This window comes from Mesorhizobium sp. CA10, from assembly GCF_020165285.1.
Taxonomy (GTDB): Bacteria; Pseudomonadota; Alphaproteobacteria; order Rhizobiales; family Rhizobiaceae; genus Mesorhizobium.
The window spans coordinates 201,141-224,662 of the sequence record NZ_JAIUHV010000002.1 but is presented as its reverse complement, the minus strand read 5'-3'; the positions used below and the strand labels follow the sequence as shown (position 1 = coordinate 224,662).

23 protein-coding genes are annotated in these 23,522 nt (G+C 64.1%); 12 read left to right on the top strand and 11 right to left on the bottom strand.

Going from position 1 to position 23,522, the window contains the following annotated elements; genetic code table 11:
• Positions 1–228: 228 nt before the first annotated feature.
• Together LB535_RS04560 and LB535_RS04555 are read right to left on the bottom strand one after the other, a co-directional pair.
• Positions 229–936 (bottom strand): antitoxin Xre/MbcA/ParS toxin-binding domain-containing protein, encoded by a 708-nt coding sequence (locus LB535_RS04560; protein ID WP_224631327.1) that lies wholly within the window; start codon positions 934–936, stop codon positions 229–231.
• A 262-nt stretch (positions 937–1,198) separates the two neighbouring features.
• Positions 1,199–2,191 carry an adenosine kinase gene (locus LB535_RS04555; RefSeq protein WP_224628886.1) on the bottom strand — a complete coding sequence of 331 codons (993 nt, stop codon included), beginning with the start codon at positions 2,189–2,191 and terminating at the stop codon, positions 1,199–1,201.
• 317 nt (positions 2,192–2,508) lie between these two features.
• Between LB535_RS04555 and LB535_RS04550 the strand changes: the two genes are divergently transcribed.
• Both LB535_RS04550 and LB535_RS04545 read left to right on the top strand, forming a co-directional pair.
• Positions 2,509–3,393 carry an EamA family transporter gene (locus LB535_RS04550; protein WP_411969526.1) on the top strand — a complete coding sequence of 295 codons (885 nt, stop codon included), beginning with the start codon at positions 2,509–2,511 and terminating at the stop codon, positions 3,391–3,393.
• Between the two features lie 64 nt (positions 3,394–3,457).
• Positions 3,458–4,153 (top strand): sulfate transporter family protein, encoded by a 696-nt coding sequence (locus tag LB535_RS04545; protein ID WP_140843956.1) that lies wholly within the window; start codon positions 3,458–3,460, stop codon positions 4,151–4,153.
• On the opposite strand, the gene LB535_RS04540 is transcribed toward LB535_RS04545, so the two are convergent.
• The 5 genes from LB535_RS04540 to LB535_RS04520 all read right to left on the bottom strand — a co-directional run bounded on the left by LB535_RS04540 (position 4,150) and on the right by LB535_RS04520 (position 7,654).
• Positions 4,150–4,956, bottom strand: a complete 807-nt coding sequence (locus tag LB535_RS04540) for an isocitrate lyase/phosphoenolpyruvate mutase family protein (RefSeq protein WP_224631325.1) — start codon at positions 4,954–4,956, stop codon at positions 4,150–4,152. The two genes, LB535_RS04545 and LB535_RS04540, sit on opposite strands and share 4 nt — an antisense overlap.
• 79 nt (positions 4,957–5,035) lie before the next feature.
• Positions 5,036–5,824: a hypothetical protein gene (locus LB535_RS04535; RefSeq protein ID WP_224631324.1), complete on the bottom strand. Its 789-nt coding sequence runs from the start codon at positions 5,822–5,824 to the stop codon at positions 5,036–5,038.
• 130 nt (positions 5,825–5,954) lie between these two features.
• A complete protein-coding gene (locus LB535_RS04530) occupies positions 5,955–6,614 on the bottom strand; it encodes an HAD family hydrolase (protein WP_224631323.1) in 660 nt (219 codons plus the stop codon).
• Complete coding sequence (gene dut / locus LB535_RS04525; protein WP_224628876.1) at positions 6,615–7,100, bottom strand: dUTP diphosphatase; 486 nt, start codon at positions 7,098–7,100, stop codon at positions 6,615–6,617. It lies immediately after the preceding gene.
• Positions 7,101–7,183: 83 nt separating this feature from the next.
• Positions 7,184–7,654: an Lrp/AsnC family transcriptional regulator gene (locus tag LB535_RS04520; protein ID WP_095766090.1), complete on the bottom strand. Its 471-nt coding sequence runs from the start codon at positions 7,652–7,654 to the stop codon at positions 7,184–7,186.
• Between the two features lie 115 nt (positions 7,655–7,769).
• Here LB535_RS04520 and LB535_RS04515 point away from each other — a divergent pair, with 115 nt between their 5' ends.
• The 4 genes from LB535_RS04515 (at position 7,770) to LB535_RS04500 (ending at position 11,290) form a co-directional block, all read left to right on the top strand.
• Positions 7,770–8,024, top strand: coding sequence for a DUF6356 family protein (locus tag LB535_RS04515; RefSeq protein ID WP_040994452.1), 255 nt, complete (start codon positions 7,770–7,772; stop codon positions 8,022–8,024).
• Between the two features lie 16 nt (positions 8,025–8,040).
• Positions 8,041–8,841, top strand: coding sequence for a class II glutamine amidotransferase (locus LB535_RS04510; RefSeq protein WP_095766089.1), 801 nt, complete (start codon positions 8,041–8,043; stop codon positions 8,839–8,841).
• Positions 8,842–8,989: 148 nt separating this feature from the next.
• On the top strand, positions 8,990–9,790 hold the full coding sequence (locus tag LB535_RS04505) for a class II glutamine amidotransferase (protein WP_224631322.1): 801 nt from the start codon (positions 8,990–8,992) through the stop codon (positions 9,788–9,790).
• A 126-nt stretch (positions 9,791–9,916) separates the two neighbouring features.
• Entirely contained in the window at positions 9,917–11,290 is a 1,374-nt protein-coding gene (locus LB535_RS04500; RefSeq protein ID WP_224631321.1) for an amidase, read from the top strand.
• Here LB535_RS04500 and LB535_RS04495 read toward each other — a convergent pair.
• Both LB535_RS04495 and LB535_RS04490 read right to left on the bottom strand, forming a co-directional pair.
• Positions 11,284–12,357 (bottom strand): NAD(P)/FAD-dependent oxidoreductase, encoded by a 1,074-nt coding sequence (locus tag LB535_RS04495; RefSeq protein WP_224603188.1) that lies wholly within the window; start codon positions 12,355–12,357, stop codon positions 11,284–11,286. The genes LB535_RS04500 and LB535_RS04495 overlap by 7 nt on opposite strands.
• A gap of 62 nt (positions 12,358–12,419) precedes the next feature.
• Positions 12,420–14,234: a winged helix-turn-helix domain-containing protein gene (locus LB535_RS04490; protein ID WP_224631320.1), complete on the bottom strand. Its 1,815-nt coding sequence runs from the start codon at positions 14,232–14,234 to the stop codon at positions 12,420–12,422.
• Between the two features lie 203 nt (positions 14,235–14,437).
• Between LB535_RS04490 and LB535_RS04485 the strand changes: the two genes are divergently transcribed.
• From LB535_RS04485 to LB535_RS04470, 4 genes are all read left to right on the top strand, one after another.
• A complete protein-coding gene (locus LB535_RS04485) occupies positions 14,438–14,719 on the top strand; it encodes a DUF4242 domain-containing protein (RefSeq protein ID WP_224631319.1) in 282 nt (93 codons plus the stop codon).
• 15 nt (positions 14,720–14,734) lie between these two features.
• Positions 14,735–15,250: a hypothetical protein gene (locus LB535_RS04480; protein WP_140843938.1), complete on the top strand. Its 516-nt coding sequence runs from the start codon at positions 14,735–14,737 to the stop codon at positions 15,248–15,250.
• 71 nt (positions 15,251–15,321) lie between these two features.
• The gene (locus LB535_RS04475) at positions 15,322–15,573 is read left to right on the top strand and encodes a DUF1127 domain-containing protein (protein WP_181174834.1); all 252 of its coding nucleotides are present in this window, start codon (positions 15,322–15,324) and stop codon (positions 15,571–15,573) included.
• 123 nt (positions 15,574–15,696) lie between these two features.
• A complete protein-coding gene (locus LB535_RS04470; protein ID WP_140843934.1) occupies positions 15,697–17,289 on the top strand; it encodes a peptide chain release factor 3 in 1,593 nt (530 codons plus the stop codon).
• Between the two features lie 168 nt (positions 17,290–17,457).
• Here the strand turns inward: LB535_RS04470 and LB535_RS04465 are convergent, their stop codons facing one another.
• Complete coding sequence (locus LB535_RS04465; RefSeq protein WP_140843932.1) at positions 17,458–17,925, bottom strand: VOC family protein; 468 nt, start codon at positions 17,923–17,925, stop codon at positions 17,458–17,460.
• A gap of 269 nt (positions 17,926–18,194) precedes the next feature.
• Here LB535_RS04465 and ilvD point away from each other — a divergent pair, with 269 nt between their 5' ends.
• Complete coding sequence (gene ilvD / locus LB535_RS04460; RefSeq protein WP_224631318.1) at positions 18,195–20,039, top strand: dihydroxy-acid dehydratase; 1,845 nt, start codon at positions 18,195–18,197, stop codon at positions 20,037–20,039.
• A gap of 193 nt (positions 20,040–20,232) precedes the next feature.
• On the opposite strand, the gene LB535_RS04455 is transcribed toward ilvD, so the two are convergent.
• A complete protein-coding gene (locus LB535_RS04455; RefSeq protein ID WP_224631317.1) occupies positions 20,233–21,987 on the bottom strand; it encodes an ABC transporter ATP-binding protein in 1,755 nt (584 codons plus the stop codon).
• 176 nt (positions 21,988–22,163) lie between these two features.
• On the opposite strand from LB535_RS04455, the gene LB535_RS04450 reads away from it, so the two are divergent.
• Positions 22,164–23,444 carry an amidohydrolase family protein gene (locus LB535_RS04450; protein ID WP_224631316.1) on the top strand — a complete coding sequence of 427 codons (1,281 nt, stop codon included), beginning with the start codon at positions 22,164–22,166 and terminating at the stop codon, positions 23,442–23,444.
• Positions 23,445–23,522 lie beyond the last annotated feature (78 nt).

Sequence of the window (23,522 nt, the reverse complement as noted above, 5' to 3'; positions counted from 1 at the left end):
GTCGGAAAGGCGGCCTTTTGAACTCTTGCGGAAGTCTTGTTGCGCAAATATCACGTCACATAAATGCAAAGATGGGACATTCGGAACAATAAGTACAATCGGAACGCAGGATAATCTGAAAAATGTGCCAAATGTGCCGATTGTTACAGTTTTATGACGGACGATTTGCCGGATAAATTTCTAAGAAAGCCGAGAAACATAGAAAAAAACGACTTCGCGCAACAGGAGTCAGGATAGCGCGCGGGCGGCACGGACGACGTCCTCGACCATGTCTTCCCGTAACATCTCGATGGGGATGCGGCCGTCGAGCTGGGGCGAGGGTCGGGTTAGCCAAAACCAGGCAAGCCTCGGATTGGCGATCGTCGAAAGCACGCCGCTGATCCCCGGAACCGGCCTGCCGTCGACGAACTGGGCCAATGGGAAGACATGTTTGCGGCCGCCCTTGCGCAGCGCAATGACCTCGCCGCGCCTTTGCCAGCGATGCAGCGTCGACCGCGGGATACGGAGCTTGTCCTCGAGATAGGTGGAGCCGGCGACTTCGCCGGCCCAATCCTCGATCAGCATCGACTGGAGATCCGCGGCGCGCTCGGCGATATGCGGTGCAATCGGCCTTCCTGCTTCCGGTTTCGGCGGGGGCTCGAAGCTGCGGTCGGGGAGGGTCGAATCCCCGCTCGCTATCTTTTCCGCAATTTCGCGGAGAAAATCGGAGGCAAGGCCGGTCCAATCGCCCTTGAAGGAATCGATTGCAAGGCGCTGCGCAGATGGCAGGAAGGGAAGGGCAGCGGCCACATGGCCGGCAATCTTGCCGGCTGAAGTCAGCGCCTCGGTGTCAAGCAGGACGCCCTGCTGCGTCAGCGCCTGCTGCACCGCCTCGGCGACCAGGCCTGCCAATGCCTCTTGTGAAATCCCGTCGGACGAGTTCTGGAATCTGGTCATGAATCTGTCTTGCGGTCCGCGCTCCTCCCAGGCGCCGGCCGATGCTGAAATTCTTATTGCGGAAAGCAAAAACTGCGGCGGCAACGAACGCCGCGGCCCGGCAGGTTGCTGGCATGCATCTTCACACCCCTGGTTTAGCGTGCCGCAATGTCAGTCACAGTACGCCTCAGTTTGCGTGTAGGAGCGCTCTATGACAGGGGCGCGACAGACAAGCCGGTTTTGACCCTGTTGGCGGTGACGCGACGGTCCTTATTGGGCAGCTCTAAAGAAGCCCCACTTGCTCTGCCTCGCGACGCAGATTCTGGCGCGGGCGCGGGCCGATCTGCTGGATCACCAGCCCGGCCGACAGCGAGCCGAGATCGCCGCAATCCTTGAGGCTGCGGCCGGTCGTGTAACCGTAAAGGAAGCCGGCAGCGTAGAGATCGCCGGCTCCGGTCGTGTCGACCAGTTCCTTGATCTTCGTCGCCTGGATGATGACGGTCTCGTCGCCGCGCACGATGACCGAACCTTTTTCAGAACGAGTGACGGCGGCTATTCTGCAATCCTTGCGGATGGCGGCGAGCGCCTCCTCGAAGGAGGCGGTCTGGTAGAGCGACTTGATCTCGTGGCTGTTGGCAAAGACGATGTCGACGATGCCCGAACGCATCAGCTCGAGAAACTCGTCGCGGTAGCGGTCGACGCAGAAGGAATCCGACAGCGTCATCGACACTTCGCGGCCCGCCGCATGCGCCAGCTTCGCCGTCTGCCGGATGGCCTCCTTGGCGCGCGGCGGATCCCACAGATAGCCTTCGAAATAAGTCACCTTGGCGCCGGCGGCCTTGTCGGCCTCGACATCCTCGGGGCCAAGCTCGACGCAGGCGCCGAGATAGGTGTTCATCGAACGCTCGCCGTCGGGCGTGACGAAGATCATCGAGCGCGCCGTCGGCGGCTCGCCGTTGAGCGGTGCGGTATCGAAGGCCACGCCCTGGGCGTGGATGTCATGGGTGTAGATCTCGCCCAGCGCGTCGTTCGACACCTTGCCGAAGAAGGCGGCCCGTCCGCCGAGGCTGGCGACGCCGGCCGCGGTGTTGCCGGCGCTGCCGCCGGAAGCCTCGATCGCCGGGCCCATGCGGCTATAGAGCAGTTCGGCGCGCTTGGCGTCGATGAGGTTCATCGCGCCCTTGATGATGCCGTTGGTCTCGAGAAAAGCTTCGTCGCACTGCGCGATGATGTCGACAATGGCATTGCCGATGCAAAGCACGTCATATTCCGGCATCAAAATCTCCGCCAAGGGCTGCCCGGCTATCTGGCATGCCGGCCGGGCGCGGGTCTAGCGACTTGGCATTGCTTTGCCTACCCCGAAAATCGCCATTGTTTGCGAAGCGCCGGCTGCGGCAGCGTTCGTGTCGAACTGGCCCATATCGACCGCGGCCTTCACCGCTAAGGTTTCACGGCGATCGAAACATTTCCGCGCCGCCATGGGCTAGAAGCAATTCCAGGAAAAGTGAGTGGCGGTATTCCGTCAGCAATTGCGTAACAACAAAGCGGATCGTTCCCGCAGCAGAAGGCGCAGAAATGTCCGAGAAGAGCGAAATGTCCACCGAACTGGCGCTGCTCGGCGTCCTGGCGGTGCTGTGGGGCGCTTCCTACACCTTCATCAAGATCGGCGTCGAGACGATCCCGCCTGTGACCTTCATCGCCGCCCGGACCTTGATCGCCGGGGGCATTCTCTTCACCATCATCTGCTGGCGCGGCCTTGCCATGCCGGCCGATGCGGCAGTATGGCGCCGGTTCGCCTTCCAGGCCTGTCTCAACAGCGTCGTGCCGTTCACGCTGATCGCCGCCGCCGAACGCTCGGTCGATGCCGGCCTCGCCACCATCCTCAATTCGACGTCGCCGATCTTCACCTTCCTGCTGACGGCATTGATCACGCGCCATGAGCCCGTAACGGCGCGCAAGCTGCTCGGCGTCGGCGCCGGCATCGTCGGCATCTGTCTCATCATCGGCACGCAGGCGCTTGGCGGGCTTGGCCATCAATTGTGGGCGCAGCTTGCGATCGTCATCGCGACGGTCTCCTATGCCGGCGCGGCGATCTTCGGCCGCGGCTTCAAGGGCCTCGATCCGATGATACCCGCCGCGGGTTCGATGCTTTGCGGCGCCGCCATCCTTGTGCCGCTGAGCCTGGTTGTCGACCGGCCATGGACGCTTGCGCCGTCGGGCGCATCGATCCTGGCCCTGCTCGGCCTGTCGGTCTTCTCGACGGCGCTGGCCTTCGTCATCTATTTCCGCCTCATCCACACGCTGGGCTCGGTCGGCACCACCTCGCAGGCCTATCTGCGCGTGCCGATCGGCGTCGGCATCGGCGCCGTCTTCCTCGGCGAAAGCCTCGGACCGGCGGCCTGGCTCGGCATGGCCTTCGTCGTCGCCGGCGTCGCGGCGATGACCATTCCGGCCAGACAGGCCAGGCTTGCGCAATAATTGCGCCTGGCATCCAGCCTGCTTATCTGCGAAGCGTCTTTTTCGATGAGGGATTGAAGACGCTGTGATCCTCGACGCCGCCCGCGCTGCCGCCAGCCGGTTGTTCTCTCCCGAATTCCGCTCCGTCTTTCTAAAGACGCTGGGGCTGACGCTGCTCGCTCTGCTGGCGCTCTGGGTCGGTTTGGAGAGCCTGCTCGAATGGCTGGCCTGGCCATGGCTGCAAACGCTGCTTCCAGGCCTGCCGTCCTGGGCCGGGTGGCTGGGCGGCATCATCGCCGGCATCGTTCTGGCTGTGGGGTTGGCCTTGCTCATCGCGCCGGTGACCGCGATCGTCGCCGGCCTGTTCCTCGATGATGTCGCCGAAGTGGTCGAACGTACCGACTACCCCAACGATCTGCCCGGCCGAGCCGTGCCGGCGCTGCATTCGCTTGCGCTGGCCGTCAAATTCTTCGGCGTGGTCGTCCTCGGCAACATCGTCGCGCTGCTGCTGTTGCTGGTGCCGGGCATCAACATTGCCGCGTTCTTCATCGTCAACGGCTATCTGCTGGGCCGCGAATTCTTCGAGTTCGCCGCCATGCGGTTTCGTCCCGAGCCCGAGGCCAAGGCGTTGCGCCGCAAACATGCCGGCACGGTGTTCCTGGCCGGGCTGGTCATCGCCGTGTTCCTTGCCGTGCCGCTGCTCAACCTTCTGACGCCGCTTTTCGCCGCCGCCATGATGGTGCACCTGCACAAGGCGGTTTCGGCGCGGGAACTGCTTTAATCGGTGCCGCCGCGGAACAGCGCCTGCAGCTTGCCGAACGGCATCGCCGCCCGGGCGAAGCCGAAGGTGCCGTCCTGCTGGATTTCGCGCGCCGCCGTCTCCAGCATGCCATAGGCGAAATTGGTCAGCCACGGTCCGAGCGAGATGCGCTTGGCTCCGGCCGTGGCAAGGTCGGCGATGGTGAAGCCGGGTCGGGCCATCACATTGACCGGCCGGCTCACCGACGAGCAGATCGTGCGCACCATTTCGACGTCGCCGATGCCCGGCGCATAGAGCACGTCCGCGCCGGCTTTCTCGAAAGCCTGAAGCCGCTTGATGGTGTCGTCGAGGTCTGTCTTGCCCCACAGGAAATTCTCGGCCCGCGCGGTGAAGACGAAATCATGCTTGAGCGCCCGGGCCGCCTCGACAGCGGCAGCGACGCGCTCGGTCGCCAGCGAGAAATCGTAGATCGGATTGCCAGGGTCGCCGGTGTGGTCCTCGATCGAGCAGCCGGCGAGACCGGCGGCTTCGGCCGCGAAGATGGTCTCGGCGGCCTGTTCGGGGCTGTCGCCCTTGCCGCGCTCCAGATCGGCCGAAACCGGCAGCTCAGTCGCCGCCGTCACCTCGCGGCAATGATGGATCATGGCCTCGAAGGTCACGGCGCCGTCCGGCAGGCCGCGCGAGAAGGCGAAGCCGGCGCTGGTCGTCGCCAGCGCCTTGAAGCCGAACGAAGAAAGAAGCTTTGTCGTGCCTATGTCCCAGGGATTGGGCATGACGAAGGTGGAGGCGTGCAGATCGCGAAAAATCTTGCCCTTGTCGTCCATGGCAGGTCCTCAATCATGAGTTGGGTCGTGCGGCGAATTTATAGCGGCCGCTTGAACCGGGCAAACGAATGCTTACGGCTCAGAAGCGTTTGGCGTTTTCTGCTGACAATTTCTCGAAAGCGTCGGAATTGCTTGCGTAACGCGATCTGGCTTTATTCCAGCGATAGGTGACGGAAATGTCGTGCGAGACCGCCTTGGGCGCCGGCTCCTCGCAACTCTCGCCGCTCGGCTTGGTGGCATCGGTCACCGTCACTTTGATCGCGGCGTAGGGTTTGTCGCCGCCGAGCGTCCGGAAGGACAGGTCCTGCGTGCGCCTGTAGGCGCAGACATTCTCGTCGAACGTGTTGATCTGGTCGATAGGCTCGAAGCGGTCGTCGCGGACGAGGATCAGGATCGTGCCGACATAGCCCTGGTTCGAATTGAAATGTGTGCTCATGGTGATGAGCGCGTCGTCGCCCGCACTGATCGGGAGTTTTCCTGGATCGCGAAAATAGGTGCTCCGGTCGGTTCCGACATTGACGGCGTCGAGCAGCTTCGGCTTGCCGGTGAGATCGTAGAGCGCCAGCGCGGCAAACCCTTCGGCGCTGTCCTGCGCCTGGCCGAGGTCGAGAAGCATCGCCAGCCGGTCCTTGCCGCCGGCCTTGATGGCCAGCACCGCCGCATTCGGCAGGTTGACGGCCTCGGGCGGCGATCCGCCGTCGTCGCCGCCGAGGATGTCGCGCATCTCGATCGGCGCGCCGCCTGTGTAGAAGCCGTCGTCGCCGGGCTTGAGATCAGGCACGATCATTTTGGCGAGGTCGAAATAGGTGACGTCCTGGTGCCCGGGAACGGCGCTGTTCAGTTCCGGAAAGCTGACGGCTTGCGCCATCGCGGCCGCGCACACGCATGGCAGCAGCAGGCATGCAAATATGAAACGGCATAAGGTGGAAATCACCGGCCGCGCCCCCTCGGATGCGCTCACGCTAGCACGGCGCGTTGCGATGCGCAGCCGGGTGCGATCAGCGGATCGGCACGAGCCCGGCAAGGTCGCGCATATCGTCGAACAATATGCCGCCGGCCGCCGCCAGGCCATCGCGATCGGAGAGCGGATCGGCGTAATAGGAGAACACCCGCATGCCGGCGGCAATGCCGGCTTGGGTACCGGCGACGCTGTCCTCGATGACGATGCAGTCGGCCGGCGGGAAGCCCATCGTCCTTGCTGCATGCAGAAAGAGGTCCGGGAACGGCTTGCCTCGGCTGACCATGGTGGACGAGAACATCGCATGCTCGAACAGCGGCAACAGCCCGGTCTGGCCCAGCGTGATGTGCATCTTCGCGACCCGCGCCGAAGAGGCGACGCAATAGGCGATGCCCGCGGCCCGCACCTTATCGATGAAGTCGCGCACATAAGGGATCGCTTCGACCCCGTTTGAAAAAAGGTCCGGCAGGCCGGCATTCCAGCGCTCGACGAAGTCGGCGCCGAGCCGCACCTCGGTCGTCTCTTCGATCTCCTTCTGCACCGAGGCCATGCTGCGGCCGGAGAAGTTCTTGCGGCAATATTCGAAGGTGGTCGTAAACCCGGCGACGGTCAGCCATTCGGCGAGGCGCCTGTTGGCAAGGTTCTCGGTGTCGACCAGGACACCGTCGCAGTCGAAAATAACGAGCTTGGGGATTGCCATTCAAGCGGTGCCGGTCGACCCGAAGCCGCCTGCGCCGCGCGCCGTGCCGCCGGCCAATGCTCTTTCCTCGACCGCAACCTGGGTCACGGCCGCGAAAACGATCTGGGCAATGCGCATGCCGCGCGTCACCGAGAAATCCTCGTCGCCGAGATTGACGAGCAGCACTTTCACCTCGCCGCGATAGTCGCTGTCGACGGTGCCGGGCGTATTGAGGACGGTGAGCCCATGCTTGAAGGCAAGGCCCGAGCGTGGCCGCACCTGGCCTTCCATGCCTTCCGGGATTTCCAGGACGAGCCCGGTCGGCACCAGCGCGCGTTTTCCTGGCAGGATGAGCAGCGGCCGGTCCTCCGGCACCGCGGCGCGCAAATCCATGCCGGCGGCGCCTGAGCTCTCATAGGCAGGTAGAGGCAGGTCTTCGCCATGCGGAAGCCTGACGAAACCGACGGTGGGGCCGATGACGGAGGAAGAATGGACAGCCGTGCGCATGAGCCCACTCCTATCGGCGCGGGTGCCGATTCAGTCAACCCGGCCGTGACGCTATCAACGCCTTTCTTTTAAGGCAGTTCCGGTCACCGCAGTTCCACCGGTACCACCGTGGTCTCCTTGATCTCCTCCATGACGAAGGAGGCCGAGACATCCGATAGCGCCACCTTGGCGATCAGCCGCTGGTAGAGGCGGTCATAGGCTTTGACGTCGGCGACGCGGGCCCTCAGCACATAGTCGAGGTCGCCCGACATCCGGTAGACGCCGGTTATCTCGGCAAAGCCGGTCACCGCCGCGCGGAATTTCTGCAGCCAGTCCGGATCATGGTTGGAGGTGCGGACCAGGATGAAGACGGAAAGGCCCAGCCCGAGCTTGTCGGCATCGACCAGCGCGACGCGGCCGGTGATGACGCCATCTTCCTCCAGCCGCTTGACACGCCGCCAACAGGCATTGCGCGAAAGCGCCACCCGCTCCGACAGCTGGTCGACCGACAGAGTGCCGTCGCGTTGCAGCTCAGCCAGCAATCTTCGATCAATTTCATCGATTTCCGTCGCCATGTTGGGATGAATGTCCCACAAAACATCGAAAAGCAAGGACCATTTGGGACCAATGAACCAAAGCCGTATGGCACGATACTCATTATCGGGACTCATCCCGGCAGGAGGGATCACCATGACGACACGGTTTACGGCACTGTTCACGGCTCACCCGGAGAAGGTCGGCGAGACCTATTTCGGCCATATGGCTTTCGCCGCCTGGTTCTGCTCGCGCCTGTCGATGGCGGCGGGCGCCGCGCTCGTTCACGCTTTCTTGCCATTTCTGTTCGAAACTACGGCGAGCCGAATCGTTCGCGAGCTCTATGAGCGCACGCACAACAGGGGCTCGCACGCGGTGAAGGAGCCAAAGGCTCTCCTGGACCGCGCCTGATAGATGGTGGAATGCGATGTGCCGGTGGGCGGCCTATCTTGGTGAAGCGGTCTTCCTCGAAGACATCATCACCGCGCCCTGCCATTCGCTGATCGCCCAGAGCCACTGCGCCCAGGAAGCCAAGTCGCCGACCAATGGCGACGGCTTTGGTCTGGCCTGGTATGGCGACCGGCCCGAGCCTGGACTCTACCGCGACATCCTGCCGGCATGGTCCGATCCCAATCTGAAGAGCCTCTGCCGGCAGATCAAGTCGGGCCTATTCCTCGCCCATGTGCGCGCTTCGACCGGCGGCGCCACCAGCCGCATGAACTGCCACCCCTTCGTCTCCGGCCGCTGGTCGTTCATGCATAACGGCCAGATCGGCGGCTTCGAAAGGATCCGTCGCGCGCTGGAGAACACGCTCTCCGACGCGGTCTTCGATCAGCGCGAGGGCACCACCGATTCCGAGCTCTTCTTCCTCTTGATGATCGACCAGGGACTGGCGACCGACCCGCAGGGCGCGGTGTCGCGGGCAACCGGTCGCGTCATCGAAGCCTCCCGCCGGGCCGGCATCGAGCCCTCTTTGAAACTGACGGCGGCCTTTTCGGATGGCGAGGCGCTGTACGCCGTCCGCTATGCCACCGACGGCCATGCGCCGACGCTTTATACCGGCGCCTTCGCGAAGCGCGAGGGCCATTGCATCGTCTCCGAGCCCTTCGACCGCAACGGCGGCGAGTGGCAGGCGATCCCGCCATCGAGCTTCGTCACCATGACGAGGGGCGGCACCGGCATCCGTCCGTTCGCGCCGGCGGCGGCCCCGCTGGCGCTGGTCGGCTGAAGCAAGATCCAGGCTGCCGGATTCAGGCAGAGATCAGCAAAACGTAAGCGCGGCGTAAGGACACCCAGGCTTCCTCCTGTCATCCGTGGCGCTCGACGGATCGCGAATCCATTCGCGCGCCCAGAACGCATCGACAGAGGATCAAACAATGTGCAGGTGGGCAGCCTATCTCGGCGATGCGATCTTCCTGGAGGACGTCATCGCCGCACCCTCCCATTCCCTGATCGTTCAGAGCCATGGCGCGAAGGAGGCGAAATCGCCGACCAATGCCGACGGCTTCGGCGTAGCCTGGTACGGTGACCGGCCGGAACCCGGCCTTTACCGCGACGTCCTGCCGGCCTGGTCCGATACCAATCTCAGGAGCCTTGGACGCCAGATAAAATCCGGCCTGTTCCTGGCCCATGTGCGCGCCTCGACAGGCGGCGCCACCAGCCGCGCGAACTGCCATCCCTTCGTTTCGGGCCGCTGGTCGTTCATGCATAACGGCCAGATCGGCGGCTTCGAGAAGATCCGTCGCGCGCTCGAGAATTCCCTCTCCGATACGTTGTTCGACCAGATCGAAGGCAGCACGGATTCCGAACTGTTCTTTCAGCTTATGATGGGCGAAGGGCTTTCGGACGATCCCTACGGTGCGGTGTCGCGCGCCACCAGTCGCGTCCTTGAGGCTGCGCGCGGTGCCGGCATCGAACCGTCGCTGAAGCTGACGGCTGCGTTCAGCGACGGTCGGGCGCTTCACGCCGTTCGCTACGCCACCGACGAGCATGCTCCGACGCTTTATACCGGCGCCTTCGCCAAGGGAGTAGGTCGCTGCATCGTTTCCGAGCCGTTCGATCGCGACGGCCGGATCTGGCACGAGATTCCACAGTCGAGTTTCGTCACCATGACCCGCGACAGCACCAGCATCAAGCCTTTCGCGCCGGCGGCCATCCAGTTGGCTCTGGCAGGGTGAGGGAAATCGGCACTTGGCGCAATTTCGATCAAGCGCTCGCGAGCTTCGGATGCTGAATTCGGCTTGAAGCCGCGCCCTCATCCGCCATGTTCAAGGCGAAGCGCGGCAAGCAGCCGGAGTGTGCACATGGATATCGGGTTTTCCTCGACTGCCGAGCTCGCGGCAGCCATTGCCCAGCGAAAAATTTCGGCGATCGAGGCGCTCGATGCGCAGCTTGCCCAGATCGACCGGCACAACGGGGCGGTCAACGCTCTCGTCATCTTCGATCGCGAACAGGCGCGGGCACGTGCCCTGCTGGCCGATGCGGCAACGGCGCGCGGCGACACGCTCGGTCCGCTGCATGGGGTGCCGTTCACGCTGAAGGATGCGCACGAGACGGCGGGCATCAGGACCACCGCCGGCTTCCCGCCTTTTGCTGACTACATGGCTAGGCAGGACAGCCCTGTGGTTGAAAGGCTGAAAGCAGCCGGCGCCATACTGGTCGGCAAGACCAACGTCGCCACTATGCTGGGCGACTGGCAGTCCGACAACCCGCTGTTCGGGCGCACTCGCAATCCCTGGGATCGGTCGCGCACGGCCGGCGGCTCAAGCGGTGGCGCGGCCGCGGCAGTAGCGACAGGCATGACTCCGTTCGAAGTCGGCACCGACATGCAGGATTCCATACGCTTGCCCGCTGCTTTCTGCGGCGTCTATGGCTTGAAGCCAACTGAACATCGCGTGTCGCTGGCCGGCGCCTTTCCTGATCCGGGCGGCATGCCGCGCAGCGTGCGGCTGATGTCATGTGTTGGCCCGCTTGCTCGCAACATCGAGGATCTGGCGCTGATCTATCGGATCATTGCGGGACCGGACCGCGCGGACACCGACCTGGCGCCCGTGCCGGTTGAGCCGATGCCGAAACTCGAACTCAAGTCGTTGCGCATCGCCGTGGCCGAATCTTTCCCGGGCTTCCCGGTTGCCGCCGAAATCCGCGCCGCCGTAGAAGGCTTGGCCGCGAAACTCGCCTCGGCTGGCGCGGCTGTGGAGAGCGCGAAATTGCCGAAGCTCGACCTGCACGACGATTTGTCCGAAGGCGGTGCATTGATCGGCATGATGTTGGAAGCCGCACAGCCGGAACCGCCGGAGCAGCCGACGCCGGTGTCGCGCTGGTTCGCCGCGCTTGCCCGCCGCGACCGGTCGATCCTAGCCTGGGAGCGGTTCTTTGACAGCTGCGATGCCTTGCTCTGCCCGGTCGCCATGACCACGGCCTTCCCGCACTGCAAGCCGGGCAGCCCGCTCAAGGTCAATGGCAAGGAGGAGAGCTACTGGATGCTACCGGCCTATGGCGCGGTGTTCAACTATTCCAGCCATCCGGCGCTCGCGTTCCCTTGTGGGCAGGACCGCGACGGCTTGCCGGTCGGCCTTCAATTGGTCGGCAGGAAATGGTCGGAAGCGCGGCTGCTCGGCATTGCAGCCGCGATTGCGTCGCTCACCGGAGGGTTTCGCCGGCCTCCTGGCTACTGAGCGAAACGCGACAGCGCGTAGGGTTCAAGCAACGCATCGCGCTTGTCGCCGAGGATTTCGCTGGCCGCAAACAGGCCTATAGCCGGCGCCAGCGTGATGCCGGAATGGGTGACGGCGACGTAGAGCGCGCCGATGCCTTCCGCGCGGCTGACGATCGGGAAACCGTCGACCGGCGTCGGACGGTAGCCGATCGTGTGGAAGTCGAATTCCAGCCCGTTGGCGTCGCGCAGCATCGCTTTCGTCGCGGCGAACAGCGCCTGCGCGGCGGCCTCCGGATTCTCGCCCGGATCGCCGCCGCCGAAATCTGAGCCGGCGATGATGCGGCCCTCGGCGGTTTGGCGCATATGCAGTCTGTCAGCCAGCACCAGCCCGTTGAGCAGCTTTGGGTGCGGTCGCGAATGCACGATCAGGCCGGGCGGGGTCTCGATCGGCAGCTTGATGCCTGCCGTCGCGGCGATCGCCGGAGCGCCGGCGCCCGACGCGATCACCACCTCGTCGGCGGCGATGATCTCGCCCGAAGCGACGACGCCCGTGACCTTGCCGTTGACCAGCGCCAGCCTGTCGACGGTTCCCGTGACGACCCGCGCGCCGCGCCGTTCGGCGTCGGCCAGCAGCGCCTTCGTGGTCGCCACAGGCTCGGCCACGCCTTCCTGCGCGACATAAAGCGCAAACTCGGGAAGCTCCGCCAAATTGGGCTCGATGCGCGCCGCCTGTTCGCGCCCGACCCGTTCGATGCCATAGCCCCAGGACGAATGCTCGGCCGCATAGGCCTCGAGCCTGTCCGCGGGCAGGTCGAAGCACAGGCCGCCGCACCACGCGACCGGCAGGCCGGGCAGGTCGTTCGCCAGCCGTTTCCATTCGGCCATGGCGCGGATGCGCAGCCGGAAATAGGTTTCCGGATTGCCCCAGCTTGCATTGATCCAGGCAAAGGAATTCGGCGTGGCGACACCGCCGGCGCCGCTTTCCGAAACCACCGTCACCCGCGCGCCGGCTTTCATAAGATGCCAAGCGATCGAGGCGCCGATGATGCCGGCGCCGATGACGATGAATTGCTTTGCGCTGCTCATGCCGGACCTTTGAGAGAGATTTCCCTCTCATGCCACCGCGCCGAGCAGACCTCAAGTGAGAGCTAGACGCTGCCCGCCGCTACCGCCTGCGCCCCGGCAATCAGGCCCTTCAGCTCGTCGCAGCGCCGCATGAGCCGTGAAGAGTCGACTTTCTTCGCAATCGCGAGCGCGGTGCCGAGCTCCAGCTCAGCGCCGGAACGATCGCCCATCCTGATGAGCAGCGCCGCGAGCGACAGCCGGGCGTCAGCGACATTGACCGGCGAGCCGATCTCGTTCCAGTGCGAGCATGCGATCTGCAGCTCCCGGGCAGCCTCGGCGGGGCGCTCTTCCTGCATGAAAAGCTCCGCTTTGGCTTCCGCGGTCAGCGCCTGGATGGAGGCCATCGGCCAGCGCTGCGGCTGGGTCTCCAATTCGGCGATCACCTCCTTCGCCCGCTCGCGCCGATTGGTCCGCGCCGCCACCTTGGCGAGCGTGGCGAGGACCATGCCTCGCCGCTGCAAGGTCGGCCAGCCATTGCCCACCAGGGAACGTTCGAGAGCGCTGAAAGCGGCCTCCGCCTGCCCTTGCTCCAGTTGCAGCAGCGCAAGTCCGGGCTGCGGATCCCAGCCTGCTGCGTGCGATGCGCGGTAGGCCGTTTCGGCTTCGGTGAATTCTCCGGCCGCCAGGTGAATGTCGCCCAGCACGCGCAAGGCGTCGCCGGTCGCCCAGGGCGCGTCGAGTGCGAGCTGGTCGAGTGCCGCGCGCACAAGCGCTTCCGCCTCCTTCAGCGTGCCATGAACGCCGAGCACTTCGGCGCGATGCAGCCGGCACGAGCCCGAAAGGTTTTCCAGCCCGTGTCCCCTGCACCAATCTTCGTAGCCGAGCGTCCATTGGTTGGCGCGCGACCAGTCGCCGAAATTCCGGCAAGCCCACAGAATGTTGCAATAGAGGATCCCGCCGACGACCGGGTCGACATCGCTGGACAGGCCGAGCGCGGCGGCAAGGTCCTGATCCTCCTGCCCGGCTTTGGTTTCACCGAGACACAGCTTGAAGAAGCCGCGATAGATAAGGCCGAGCGACTCCACCACCGGATCGTCGAGGTGCCTGCCGACCGCGAAGGCTTGCTCAGCCAGCGCAAGCGCCTGTTCCGGCTCGGCTTCCGCGCCCATGATGCGCGCCCCCATCCAGCACCAGAGACCGTGCTCCCTGCTATCGGAAGCGGTATCGATCAACTGCGCGGCGCGCTTGTGCCAGCCCTTGGCGACGGCAAGCTCGCCTCTCTCGAGATGGATCCTGGCGAGGGTGATTGCGGGGGAAGCCGCGCGCAGTCGCTCGCCGGCCACGCCGTAAGCCGTCACCGCGCGCGCCAGAAGCGGAATGGCTTCGGCCGGCCGGCCCATGCATTCCAGCGCCAGCGCCCATTCCTCGAGATCGGCCGTCAGCAGCTCGTCGGCGGCATCCGCCTGCGTGAAAGAAGCCGCGGCGTCATGCCATTTCCTCGCTGCAACGGCAGCCCGCGCCGACAGAATTGACAGGCCGGGGATCGAGAGCTTGCCGCCCGCATCGGCCGGCGCCGGCCTGGTTTGCAAGGCGGCCGGCTGATCGAGGCAAATCCGGTAGCCGAAGCGGGGCAGGTTGCGCAGCGCCGTCTCCATGCCGCCCTGGCGAAGGATGCCGCGGGCAAGGCTCGCGACGCGCTGCAGCGAAGCCTCGGTCACCGTCACGTCGGGCCACAGCCTCTCAAGCAATTCGTCCTTGCTCAAGGCGCGCTCCTGATGGCGCAGCAGGACGGCGAAGAAATCGAAGACCAGAGGCTGCACCTCGATCTCGCTTCCGGCGAGGCGAAGGGCGCGGGACTCCTCATTAAGTTCGAAGTCGCCGAAGCAATAAATTCCCATCGGCAGCAATCCCTGTAACGGCAATAGGCAAAGGATCAGAATAAGATAAGGGCGGCGTAAGGACTGTTGGCCGCCGCTTTCGTAATTCTCCGTCTGCCTGGCGGGCCAAGCTGCAGTTTAGCTCAGCGGCCCCCGGGATGTCACGGGCACCGACCTGGTCGGGCGCGCGGTGGCATTTGAACCCAGATCAAGGAGATTATGATATGCAGAAATACATCATTGAACGCGAGATTCCCAAGGTCGGCACCTTTGAGCGCGAGCAGCTTCGCGATGCGTCCAAGGCCTCAAATGCCGTTCTGGCCGAGCTTGGCCCCGACATCCAGTGGGTCGAATCCTTCGTGGCGGACGACAAGACCTTTTGCGTCTATCTCGCCAAGGACGAGGCGATCATCCAGCGTCATGCCAAGATGAGCGGCTTTCCGGCGACGAAGATCACGCTGGTCAAGCGCCTGTTCGATCCGACGACGGCTTACGCCGCAGCCTGACGGGGAGGATCGATCGTGAAGCGCTTTGCCGAAATTGTCCTTGCGGTCGGCGCCTCCGCGCTGTTTTGCGGCACCGCGGTCGCCCACGACATGCCCGATCCGGTGCTCAACCGGTCTCGGGAGATGGCGGCCAAGTATTTCGACATCGAGGTCGCCAAGGCGGACGGCTATCGGCAACTGTTCGAATGCACGACGCATGACCAGCACGGAACGATGGGCGTCCACTTCATCCATCCCGAGCGGGCCGGCGACGGCAGGCTCGTGCTCGGCGAGCCAGATGTGCTGACCTACGAGCCGGAGGCCGATGGCTCGATGCAGCTCGTCGGCATGGAATACATCGTCTTCGAAAAGGACTGGAAGGGCAAAGGTGTACCCGAATTCCTCGGCCGCACCCTGCAGCGCAAGACGACGGTGGGAGTCCATCCGGTGGACCCGTATTACGAGCTCCATGTCTGGCACTGGCGGCACAACCCGGCCGGCATGTTCGCCGACTGGAACCCTTATGTGAGCTGCGAGCACGACCGGTCGTGACACGCGCAGCGTCTTCGGGAGGGCCTGCACGGCCCTCCCGGTCCTTTCGTTCAAACAAAAGGAAGATGATCATGCCATCCCTTCGCATGGGAATGAAGCCCGTCGCCCGCTCATCCGTTAACGGGCGTTTCTTCGCGACAGCCGTCGAAATATGCCGTTCCGGGCTGCGCGTCCTCGCGCGGATGGTCCGCATTCGCAGGGATCGCGCCTGGCTGGACGAGTTGCCGGACTACCTGTTGCGCGACATCGGTATCAAACGCTTGGAAATATCGTCGGTCACCAGGTACGGCGGCAAGACCGATCGCGACGGAATGTGGAATTGAGGACCAAGGTCTTTTGCCGACGGCACGTCTCTCTGCTGCGCCGGTCGAACCGGTCTCTCCAAAACCGTCGACACGCCGGACAAGCGCTGCTAGAAGCCCGCGCCACAGACAGGATTCCAGAAATTGGCAGAAGACATCGAACAGGCGGTATCGCGCCGCCGCACCTTCGCGATCATCGCGCACCCTGACGCCGGCAAGACCACGCTCACCGAAAAGCTGCTGCTGTTCGGCGGCGCCATTCAGCTCGCCGGCGAGGTTAAGGCCAAGAAGGACCGCATCCAGACCCGGTCCGACTGGATGAAGATCGAGCGCGAGCGCGGCATCTCGGTCGTTACCTCGGTGATGACCTTCGAATATGACGACAACGTCTTCAACCTGCTCGACACGCCCGGCCACGAGGATTTCGCCGACGACACTTATCGCACGCTGTCGGCGGTGGATTCGGCGGTCATGGTCATCGACGCCGCCAAGGGCATCGAGCCGCGCACGCTGAAATTGTTCGAGGTCTGTCGGCTGCGCGACATTCCGATCATAACCTTCGTCAACAAGATGGACCGCGAGAGCCGCGATCCGTTCGAAATCCTCGACGAGATCGAGCAGAAGCTGGCGCTGGACACCGCGCCGGTCACCTGGCCGATCGGCCGCGGCAGGACCTTTTCCGGCACCTACCATCTGGCGCTGAACGCGGTGCGCAAGGGCGACGCGGAAAAGGAGCGCACGCCGGTCAACGGGCCCGATTCCAACCGCGTCGCCGGCCTTTTGCCCGAAAACGAGCGCGAGGCCTTCATCGAGGAACTGGAACTCGCGCGGGAGGCTTGTCGTCCGCTCGACGTGGAAGCCTTTCGCGAAGGCCACCTGACGCCGGTCTATTTCGGCTCGGCGTTGCGCAATTACGGCGTGCGCGACCTGATCGAGGCGCTCGGCGCCTACGGCCCGCCGCCGCGCGCCCAGGAAGCCGACGAGCGAACTGTGGAGGCGACAGAGGAGAAGATGACCTCCTTCGTCTTCAAGATCCAGGCCAACATGGATCCGAACCACCGCGACCGCATCGCCTTCGTCCGCGTCTGCTCGGGTAAGCTTGAGCGCGGCATGAAGGCCAAGCTGGTGCGCACCGGTAAGCCGATGAGCCTGTCGGCGCCGCAGTTCTTCTTCGCCCGCACCCGCGTCACCGCCGACGAGGCTTTCGCCGGCGACGTCGTCGGCATCCCCAACCACGGCACGCTGCGCATCGGCGACACGCTGACCGAAGGCGAGGAGATCCTGTTCCGCGGCGTGCCGAACTTCGCCCCGGAAATCCTGCGCCGCGTGCGCCTCGGCGACGCCATGAAGGCCAAGAAGCTGAAGGAAGCCCTGCACCAGATGGCCGAGGAAGGCGTCGTGCAGCTGTTCTCGCCCGAGGACGGCTCGCCGGCCATCGTCGGCGTCGTCGGCGCGCTGCAGCTCGACGTTCTGAAGGAACGGCTGAACATCGAATACACGCTGCCGGTGGATTTCGAGATGTCGCGTTTCTCGATCTGCCGCTGGATCTCGGCCGACGACAAGGCGGAAGTCCAGCGTTTCATCGAGGCGCATCGGGGCGACATTGCCCGCGACCTCGACAACGATCCGGTCTTTCTCGCCCAGCACGCCTTCTCGCTGAACTACGAAGCCGAGCGCTGGAAAGCGATCCGCTTCACCGCGGTCAAGGATTACCAGGTGCGTGATAAGGCGGCGTGAGTGTTTTTCCCTTCCCCCCCTTGTGGGGGAAGGTGGTCTCGCGAAGCGAGGTCGGATGAGGGGTATTCCAGGGAAAGCCAACGCCTCACTCCGCTGGAACACCCCTCATCCGTCTCGGCGCTGCGCGCCGATACACCTTCTCCCACAAGGGGCGAAGGTAAAGGGCGCTCACCCCTTCGCCGCTTCCTCGATCTTGGCGATGTCGATCTTGCCCATCTGCATCATCGCGGACATCACGCGGCCGGCTTTCTCGCGGTCCGGATCCTGAAGCAGCCGCGGCAGTTGCTCCGGCACGACCTGCCAGGAAACGCCGAACTTGTCCTTCAGCCAGCTGCAGCGTCCCGGTTCGCCGCCTTCGGTGAGCCTGGTCCAGAAATGATCCACCTCTTCCTGCGTCTTGCAGTCGATCGACAGCGAGATCGCTTCGGTGAACTTGTATTGCGGCCCGCCGTTGAGGGCTTGGAATTGCACGCCGTCGAGCTCGAACGAGGCGACCAGCACCTGGCCTTCCTGGGGATGGCCCTTGGGCCAGCGCGTCACGCTCAGCACCTTCGAATTCTTGAAGATGGAGATGTAGTGGTTCATGGCCTCCTCGGCCTGGTCGTCGAACCACAGGAAGGTGGTGATCTTCTGCATGCCTTGCTCCTCGGGCTTCATGTTGGCTTCGTTGTCAAACGGTTCGGTGGCGATTTCGTGCCATTTCGATGCCGTTTGCCTCAAGGACGCCTCAGCGAGGCGTCATCCGACAGCGGCAGCAAAAATTTCCTGAAAAGCGCAAATTTGCCGAAGCATGCTGGCGCAGCGCAAAATGGTGGTCATGCCGGAACGTGGCCGCTATAACCGCTGCCGACTAAATTCGAGCGCCGCCCGCCGCATCGGTGTGGCCAGCCAGCAAGGACAATCGAATGCCCGCCTATCGTTCCCGCACCACCACCCATGGCCGCAACATGGCCGGCGCTCGCGGCCTCTGGCGCGCCACCGGCATGAAGGATTCGGATTTCGGCAAGCCGATCATCGCGGTGGTCAATTCCTTCACTCAGTTCGTGCCGGGCCATGTCCATCTGAAGGATCTGGGCCAGCTCGTCGCGCGCGAGATCGAGAAGGCCGGCGGCGTCGCCAAGGAGTTCAATACCATCGCCGTCGACGACGGCATCGCGATGGGTCATGACGGCATGCTCTATTCGCTGCCGTCGCGCGAGCTGATCGCCGATTCCGTCGAATATATGGTCAACGCGCATTGCGCCGATGCCATGGTCTGCATCTCCAACTGCGACAAGATCACCCCCGGCATGCTGATGGCCTCGCTGCGCCTCAATATCCCGACCGTCTTCGTTTCCGGCGGTCCGATGGAGGCCGGCAAGGTGGTGCTGGCCGGCAAGGCGCAGGCGCTCGATCTGGTCGACGCCATGGTCGCGGCCGCCGACGACAAGATCTCCGATGAGGACGTCAAGATCATCGAGCGCTCGGCCTGCCCGACCTGCGGCTCGTGTTCCGGCATGTTCACCGCCAATTCGATGAACTGCCTGACCGAGGCGCTGGGTCTGTCGCTGCCGGGCAACGGGTCGACCTTGGCCACCCATGCCGACCGCAAGCGCCTGTTCGTGGAGGCCGGCCATCTCGTCGTCGATCTCGCCCAGCGCTATTACGAACAGGACGACGAAACGGCACTGCCGCGCAGCATCGCCTCCAAGGGTGCCTTCGAGAACGCCATGGCGCTCGATATCGCCATGGGCGGTTCGACCAACACGGTGCTGCATATCCTTGCCGCCGCGCATGAAGGAGAGGTCGACTTCACCATGGAGGACATCGACCGGCTGTCGCGCAAGGTGCCGGTGCTCTGCAAGGTGGCGCCGGCCAAGTCCGATGTCCACATGGAGGACGTCCACCGCGCCGGCGGCATCATGGCCATTCTCGGCCAGCTCGACGAGGCCGGCCTGATCAACCGCGACCTGCCGACCGTCCATACCGCCACCCTCGGCGAGGCCCTCGACCACTGGGATATTTCGCGCACCTCTGCCGAAAATGTCCGCGACTTCTTCCTCGCTGCCCCCGGCGGCGTGCCGACCCAGGTCGCCTTCAGCCAGGACCGCCGCTGGGACGAGCTCGATCTCGACCGCGAGAAGGGCGTCATCCGCTCGGCCAGGACGCCGTTCTCGAAGGATGGCGGTCTTGCCGTCTTGAAGGGCAATCTGGCGCTCGACGGCTGCATCGTGAAGACTGCTGGCGTCGATGAGTCGATCCTGAAATTCACCGGCCCGGCCCGCGTCTTCGAAAGCCAGGACGCCTCGGTCAAGGCGATCCTCGGCAACGAGATCAAGGCCGGCGACGTCGTCGTCATCCGCTACGAGGGACCGCGCGGCGGCCCCGGCATGCAGGAGATGCTCTACCCGACCAGTTACCTGAAGTCGAAGGGCCTCGGCAAAGCCTGCGCGTTGATCACCGACGGCCGCTTCTCCGGCGGCACGTCGGGCCTGTCCATCGGCCATGTCTCGCCGGAAGCCGCCGAAGGCGGCGCCATCGGCCTGGTCCAGGAAGGCGACACGATCGAGATCGACATACCCAACCGCACTATTCGCCTCGCCATCAGCGATGCCGAGCTCGAAGCGCGTCGGGCTGCGATGAACGCTAAGGGCGCCGACGCCTGGAAGCCGGCCGAGAAGCGCAAGCGCAAGGTGACGACGGCATTGCGTGCCTATGCGGCTTTCGCCACCAGCGCCGACAAGGGCGCGGTCAGGAAGGTGCCGGAGTAAGGAGCGCTTCCCCTTCTCCCCTTGTGGGAGAAGGTGGATCGGCGCGCAGCGCCGAGACGGATGAGGGGTGCTCCGGCGGAGCGAGACGCTCGCAAATTCCGACTGGATGAACGGCGCCACCAGGCCGGAACACCCCTCATCCGTCGCCTTCGGCACCACCTTCTCCCGCAAGGGGAGAAGGAGAGGCGCTGCGTCACGGCATCAGCTGATATTCATAAAGCTTCTGGTAGAGCCCGCCCTGTTTGAGCAGGGTCTTGTGCGGGCCGCTTTCCACCACCTTGCCCTTTTCCAGCACCACGATCGTATCGGCCTGGTGCACGGTCGACAGCCGGTGCGCGATCACGATCGTCGTGCGCCCGACGGTAAGCTGCTGCAGCGCGTCCCGGAACAGCGCTTCCGATTCGGCATCGAGCGCGCTGGTCGCCTCGTCGAGCAGCAGGATCTCGGCGTTGCGCAGCATGGCGCGCGCGATCGAAATGCGCTGGCGCTGGCCCCCGGACAACAGCGAGCCGTTCTCGCCGACCTCCGTGTCGTAACCCTTGGTCATGGCGCTGATGAAGTCATGCGCGTTGGCGGCCTTGGCGGCGGCGATCACCTCTTCGTCGGTCGCGTCCTCGCGGCCGAGGCGGATGTTGTGCATGACGGTGCCGGCAAACAGGAACGTGTCCTGGCTGACATAGGCGATCTTGCTTCTGAGCGAATCGAGCGTCGCGAACGAGATGTCCTGGCCGTCGAACATCACCTTGCCGATCTGCGGATCATACATGCGCATGATCAGGTTCAGGATCGTCGACTTGCCGCTGCCCGACGGTCCGACCAGCGCCGTCATCTTGCCGGCGTCAAGCGTCAGGTTGAATCCTTCGAACACCGACGGGCTTTCCGGATAGGCGAAGCTGACATTGTCGAAGCGGATTTCGCCCGGACCGGGTTGCAGCGGCGTGGCGCCGGGTTTCTCGGCCAGCGTCAGCGGTCGGTCGGCGAGCTGGAACATCATGCGCACGCCGACAATGCCCGTCTCCAGCGAGATGCGGACGCGGGCCAGGCGCTTTGCCGGCTCATAAGCCAGCAGCAGCGCGGCGATGAAGGCCATGATGTTGCCCGGCATCTGGCCGCCCTGCAGCACCAGCAGGCCGCTGACCAGCACGGCGCCGGCAATCGCCAGCCCGGCCAGCGTTTCCATCACCGGGCTGGTGGCGGCTTCCAGCGTGGCGATGTTGTTGGCACGGGTTTCGACGTCCGACACCGCCTTGTGCATGCGCTTGCGCATAGCGGCTTCGAGATTGAAGGATTTGACGACCCGCACGCCGATCGCCGTTTCCTGCATCACATGCACGATCTGGCCGAGTGAGATGAATTCCATCGCCGCGATCTTGCGGACGCGTCTCAGGATGCGGTTGACGCCGTAGATCGCCACCGGTCCGACGACGAAGCAGATCAGCGACAGCGCCGGCTGTTGCCAGACCATGACCATCACCAGCACAACCAACGTCACCAGGTCGCGCACATAGGACGTGACGACGAGGTCGAGCACGCTGCGCGCCGCCTGCGCGTTGTTGGTCATGCGGGTGATCAGGTCGGAAGACGAGGTCGAATGGTAGAATTCGATGCCTTGCGCCAGGATACGGTCGTAGATCTTGCGCTGCCGGTCGGCAATGATGGCATTGCCGACGCGGCTCATGAAATAGGTCTGGACGAAAGTCGCGATGCCCTTGAGAACAAAGATCGCCGCCACACCCCCGGCAATCAGGTTTACGCGGTCTATCCGCTTATAGACCACGAACTCGTTGGTGATTTCGCGCAGGATCCAGGCGCTTGCCCCCGTCATGAGGGCGACCACCAGCATCGACAATATGGCCGCGCCATAGCCGAACTTATGGTCGTGGAAGGATTCTCTTACCAGCCTCGCGATGAGGCGTTGGTTTTCCGTCGAGCGGAAGAAGCGAAACAACGGCCGATCCTATGGCTGGCTGCGAGAAATTCGGATTCGCCACAAGGGCGCGTGGCGGCTTATAGAGCGAGTTGAGGCCGGATGGAACCTTTCGCCGTCGAGGGAAAGAAAAGGCTGCGGCAGGCTGTCTTTTCGGTCACGATAGCAGCCGATTCTGGTATTGGGGACGACGACAGATGGATTTCGACTTGATCGTGCGCGGCGGCACGCTGCCGGATGGCAGGATTGCCGATATCGGCATTGCCGGCGAGACCATCGTCGCGATCGAACCAAAGCTCGAGGGTTCGGCGCCGGCCGAAATCGACGCGAGCGGCAATCTCGTCTCGCCGCCTTTCGTTGATCCGCATTTCCATATGGACGCCACGCTCTCCTACGGCATTCCGCGCATCAATGCGTCGGGCACGCTGCTCGAAGGCATCGCGCTATGGGGCGAGCTGAAGCCGCTTTTGACGCATGAGGCCGTGCGCGAGCGCGCGCTCGCCTATTGCGACTGGGCCGTATCGATGGGCTTGCTCGCCATCCGCAGCCATGTCGATGTCTGCGACGACCGGCTGCTCGCGGTGGAAGCCCTGCTCGACGTCAAGAAAACCGTCGCGCCTTATATCGACCTGCAACTGGTCGCGTTTCCGCAGGACGGCCTCTACCGCTCGCCGAATGCTCGTGAAAACACCATCCGCGCGCTCGACATGGGCGTCGACATCGTCGGCGGCATCCCGCATTTCGAGCGCACCATGGCCGAGGGCGCCCGCTCGGTGACGGAGCTTTGCGAGATCGCGGCCAAACGCGGCCTGATGGTCGACATGCATTGCGACGAGACCGACGATCCGCTGTCGCGCCATATCGAGCAGCTGGCCTATGAAACGCAGCGCCTTGGGTTGCAGGGCAGGGTGGCCGGCTCGCACCTCACATCGATGCATTCGATGGACAATTATTACGTCTCGAAGCTTTTGCCGCTCATCGCCGAGGCCGGTGTATCGGCAATCCCCAATCCGCTGATCAACATCATGCTGCAGGGGCGCCACGACACCTTCCCGAAGCGGCGCGGCCTGACCCGGGTCAAGGAGATGCAGGCGCTCGGCATCCGCGTCGGCTGGGGCCAGGATTGCGTGCTCGATCCCTGGTACTCGCTGGGCACCGCCGACATGCTCGACGTCGCCTTCATGGGCCTGCATGTCGCGCAGATGTCGAGCCCGGCCGACATGGCGCGCTGCTTCGACATGGTGACCAACGTCAACGCCGCCATCATGGGGCTCGATCATCTGGGCCTTGCCGTCGGCAAGCGGGCGAGCCTCGTCGTGCTCGATGCCGGCAATGCGATCGAGGCCGTGCGCCTGCGCCCCGAGCGCCTTTGCGTCATCGCCAGGGGCAAGGTGGCGGCTGAGCGGACGAAGCAGGAAACACGGCTGTCGATCGCGGGACGGCCAGCGCAGGTGAACCGGCGGCATAAGGCGGGCTAGAACCAGCCGATTTCCGCCGCTGGTCTTACCGATGCTCCGGATTTCCCTCGTCAAGCCGGCCGCTTGCGACTAGGGAGC